At 31.0% G+C, this 4,434-nt stretch carries 4 protein-coding genes; 3 read left to right on the top strand and 1 reads right to left on the bottom strand.

Annotation, left to right across the window (positions count from 1 at the left end; genetic code table 11):
• From hypF to hypE, 3 genes are all read left to right on the top strand, one after another.
• Positions 1–1,791 (top strand): carbamoyltransferase HypF (hypF, locus tag ABY298_RS15045; RefSeq protein WP_372746871.1); only part of this gene is annotated, 1,791 nt, incomplete at its 5' end.
• Complete coding sequence (gene hypD / locus ABY298_RS15040) at positions 1,788–2,870, top strand: hydrogenase formation protein HypD (protein WP_372746870.1); 1,083 nt, start codon at positions 1,788–1,790, stop codon at positions 2,868–2,870. The genes hypF and hypD, both read left to right, overlap by 4 nt.
• 11 nt (positions 2,871–2,881) lie before the next feature.
• The gene (gene hypE, locus ABY298_RS15035; RefSeq protein ID WP_372746869.1) at positions 2,882–3,907 is read left to right on the top strand and encodes a hydrogenase expression/formation protein HypE; all 1,026 of its coding nucleotides are present in this window, start codon (positions 2,882–2,884) and stop codon (positions 3,905–3,907) included.
• Here the strand turns inward: hypE and ABY298_RS15030 are convergent.
• A partial coding sequence (locus ABY298_RS15030; RefSeq protein ID WP_372746868.1) for a sulfite exporter TauE/SafE family protein occupies positions 3,904–4,434 on the bottom strand: 531 nt, incomplete at its 5' end. The genes hypE and ABY298_RS15030 overlap by 4 nt on opposite strands.

Below are 4,434 nucleotides of genomic sequence, written 5' to 3'. Positions count from 1 at the left end.
TTTCCAATGTGTGAAGCTTGTACCGAAGAATATACAAACCCAACAAACAGACGTTTTCATTCGCAAACAAATACTTGTACCATTTGCGGAATAGATTTGGTGTTACAAAATAACGAAGGAACTACAATTAAAACTTCAAAAACAACACTATTTAAACAAGTGGCCAAGCTTTTAGAGGAAGGAAATATTATAGCAGTTAAAAATACGAGTGGCTATTTATTGTGTTGTAATGCAGAAAATGCTGAGGTAATTCAAAAGTTAAGAGAAAAAAAACATCGTCCAAAAAAACCGTTTGCAGTATTGTTTCCAACCTTAAAAATGCTTCAAAATAAGTTTTCAATTTCAGAAAAAGCGGCAAAATCTCTCATATCAAAAGAAAGTCCAATTACTATAATTTCATCAAAAAATTATTATGGAAATTTAGCTTTAAATGAAATTGCTCCAAATTTAAACCAGCTAGGTGTAATGCTTCCTTATACAGGAATATTGCAGTTGTTAGCAAATGAATTAACTTTTCCAATTATTGCAACCAGTGGAAATATTCACGGTTCACCAATTATTAGTGAAAATGAAGATGCTTTTGAAAAATTACAATATGTAGCCGATTATTTTTTACAACATAATTTAAAAATTAAACATCCACAAGATGATTCTGTAGTGAAATTTAGTGTTAAGTTTCACCAAAAAATACTATTTAGGCGTTCACGTGGTTTTGCACCAAATTATATGAATATTGATATTCAGTCTAAAGAGAAAATATTGGCACTGGGCGCCGACTTAAAAAGTAGTTTTGCCTTTTATCCAAACAATTATTTATACGTAAGCCAATATGTTGGAAATTTAGAAAATTACGACGTTTACAATCGATTTACTTCGGAAGTAAATTCATTTTTAAACATTTTTGAACAGCAACCAGAAGTGATTTTAGTGGATAAACATCCGTTGTATCATAGTTCGCAATTTGGCAAAGAATTAGCTCAAATAACGAATGCAAAAATTATTGAAATACAGCATCACAAAGCGCATTTTGCAGCAATTTTAGGCGAACATAATTTATTTAAAGAAAAAGTTTTAGGCGTTGTTTTTGATGGAACTGGTTTTGGAGATGATGCACAAATTTGGGGTGGAGAATTTTTTAGTTATGCAAATAATTCCATTGATAGAATTGCTCAAATTGAAAACTTCAATTGGTTGTTAGGCGATAAAATGGCAAAAGAACCACGTTTATCTTTATTTTCATTGGCTTCAGAAGAAATGAATGACGTTTTAGCACAAAAATTCACTTCAACTGAATTAAATACTTATCAATATTTAAAGAAAAATAATCAACTTAAAACATCTTCTGTTGGGAGATTATTTGACGCCGTTGCTTCTTTATTAAATATTTCTGATTATAATTCCTACGAAGGTGAAGCCGCTATTTTATTGGAAAATTCAATAGACAATTATAATTTAAAAAACTGTAAAAACTATTTAAATTCAACGGATATAATTTCAGGAAATGAAATAATTTCGGCAGTATATAACGATATTCAACAAGAAAATTCAATAGAAAATATTATTGTTAATTTTTTATTTACGCTGGCAACTTCCATTTTAAAAATGGCTAAAAAACACCATTTTAATCACATTGCTTGCAGCGGTGGTGTATTTCAAAACACAACTTTGGTAGATATGCTTTTAGAATTAGCTCCAAAAGAAATTAAATTGTATTTTCATAAAGAATTATCACCTAACGATGAAAATATTTCCTTCGGACAATTCATGTATTATTTAAACATCAACAAATGAAGTATTTAAGTGAATATAGAAATTTAGAAGAAACCAAGAAAATCTTAGATGAAATTCACAAAATTACAACGCGTGAATGGAACATTATGGAGATTTGCGGAGGTCAAACGCATAGCTTAGTTAAAAATGGTATTTTAGAATTACTACCTGAAAAAGTAAGGATGATTCACGGTCCAGGTTGCCCAGTTTGTGTTACACCTTTAAACTTAATTGACAAAGCGATAGAGTTGTTAGAAAAAGGTGTAATTGTGTGTTCGTTTGGCGATATGATTCGTGTTCCTGGAAGTAAAAAAAGCTTGTTAGAAGCAAAAGCTTTGGGCGGCGATTTACGTATTTTATATTCACCCATTGAAGCAGTTTCAATAGCAAAAGAAAATCCGACGAAAGAAGTTGTGTTTTTTGCTGTTGGTTTTGAAACTACTGCACCCGCAAATGCTTTATCGGTATTGCATGCTGAAAAAGAAGGGATTTCAAATTATTCTATTTTAGCATCTCATGTGTTGGTTCCGCCGGCAATGGAAGCCATTTTAGACGATAAATTTTGCACAATTGATGCCTTTTTAGGCGCTGGTCATGTGTGTGCAATTATGGGGACTAAAGAGTATTACCCATTGGTAGAGAAATATAAAATTCCAATTATTGTAACTGGTTTTGAACCGTTGGATTTGGTGCAAGGTATTTATTTAGCTGTAAAACAGTTAGAGGAAGGGAAATTCAAGCTAGAAAATCAATATTCGCGCATTGTTAAGGAAGAAGGAAATATTGCAGCTATTAATGTTATTAATACAATTTTTGAAATTGGAGATAGGGAATGGCGAGGTATTGGAAAAATTTCAAATAGTGGTTACGTAATTAAAGAAGCATATAAAAAATACGATGCTGAAGCAAAGTTTAATATTAGCAATATAAAAGTGCCAGAAAACCCAAATTGCATTGCAGGTGAAATTTTACGAGGAATTAAAAAGCCCAATGAATGTGAACAATTTGGTAAAGCTTGCAAGCCTTCAAATCCGTTAGGTGCTCCAATGGTTTCATCAGAAGGTGCTTGCGCTGCTTATTATCATTTTACAATTAAATAAATCAACCAAAAATGGATATAGAGAATTTAGGATTTAAAACCATTAATTTAGGTCATGGAAGTGGCGGAGAACTAACCAGAAATTTGTTAGATCAACTTATATTTTCTGTTTTTAGCAATTCTTATTTAAATGAAAAACACGATGGTGCTATTGTTAAAATGGAAGGTAAAATGGCTATTTCTACAGATAGCTTTGTAATTACGCCTATATTTTTTAAAGGTGGAAATATTGGAAGTTTAGCTGTTCATGGAACGGTAAATGACGTTGCTATGTGCGGCGCCATTCCAAAATATTTATCCTTGGCTTTTATTATTGAAGAAGGATTAGATGTGGTTGAATTTTATAACATTATAAAATCAATTAAAAAAGCAGCTGATGAAAGTGGAGTAATAATTATTACTGGCGATACAAAAGTTGTTGAAAAAGGAAAAGGAGATAAAATATTTATAAATACCACTGGTTTTGGAGAAGTGCATCCAAAGGCAAATATTTCAATGGATAATATTAATGTTGGTGATAAAATAATAGTAAATGGGTTTATTGCGCAACATGGAATGGCTATAATGAGTGAACGGAAAGGCTTAGAATTTGAATCGGATATTGAAAGCGATTCAACCAATTTAAACTTTTTAGTAAAAGATTTATTAGATGCATTTGGCGACAAAATAAAATTATTTAGAGATCCAACTCGTGGCGGTTTGGGAACTGTTTTACATGAAATTGCAACTGATATAGAATTGGGTGTTTTTATAAAAGAAGCCTATATTCCAATTGAAAAACAAGTTGCTGCTGCTTGTGAAATGTTAGGTTTAGACCCAATGTATGTTGCCAATGAAGGTGTTTTTATAGCTATTGTTGATCCAAGCGTTGAAAATGAAGTTTTGGCATTAATGAAAAATAATGTGAAAGGTAAAAATGCTTCAATTATTGGTGAAATTACAAAAGAGCATCCTAATAAAGTAGTTTTAAAAAGTTTAATAGGCGGAAAAAGAATTGTAAGTCCACTAGTTGGCGAGCAATTACCAAGGATTTGTTAATTTGCAATTACCCAGTAAATACCAATAATAAATGCAAATAAACCTCCAGCTAACCGAATGCCTTTAAAAAAAGTATCATTATGGTCTTGTTTAGAATAAGCTGCTACTTTTCCAACAACCATGGCAAAAGCTATCATGGCAATTAATGTTCCTATTGCAAAACCAATAATATATTTTACAGAATCTAATTTTGATGAAAATCCAATTACTGGTAAAAACAATAAAAAATGAGCAACACCTGCTAATCCGTGAATAAAACCAACAGATAAAGAGGCAATATTTCCTTGTTTTAAATTTGGATGCGCATGCGTGTGTACTTTTTCAGAAGTATGGTTATGCGGATGTTCGTGAATAATAGGATTATTTTGAACGTGTACATGAATATGTTTATGCTTTTTTTCTTCTTTAAATATTTTAAGAAAAATCCACAATCCTAAACCAATTAAAATAAACCCAACAAATTGTTCACTGTGTTCGGATATTTTTTCAATAGGAATTAATTCTTTAAAAAATAAAAACAATAAACC

The sequence above is a fragment of the Lutibacter sp. genome, assembly GCF_041596795.1.
GTDB lineage: Bacteria > Bacteroidota > Bacteroidia > Flavobacteriales > Flavobacteriaceae > Lutibacter.
This window is presented reverse-complemented; position numbering and strand designations above follow the sequence as displayed.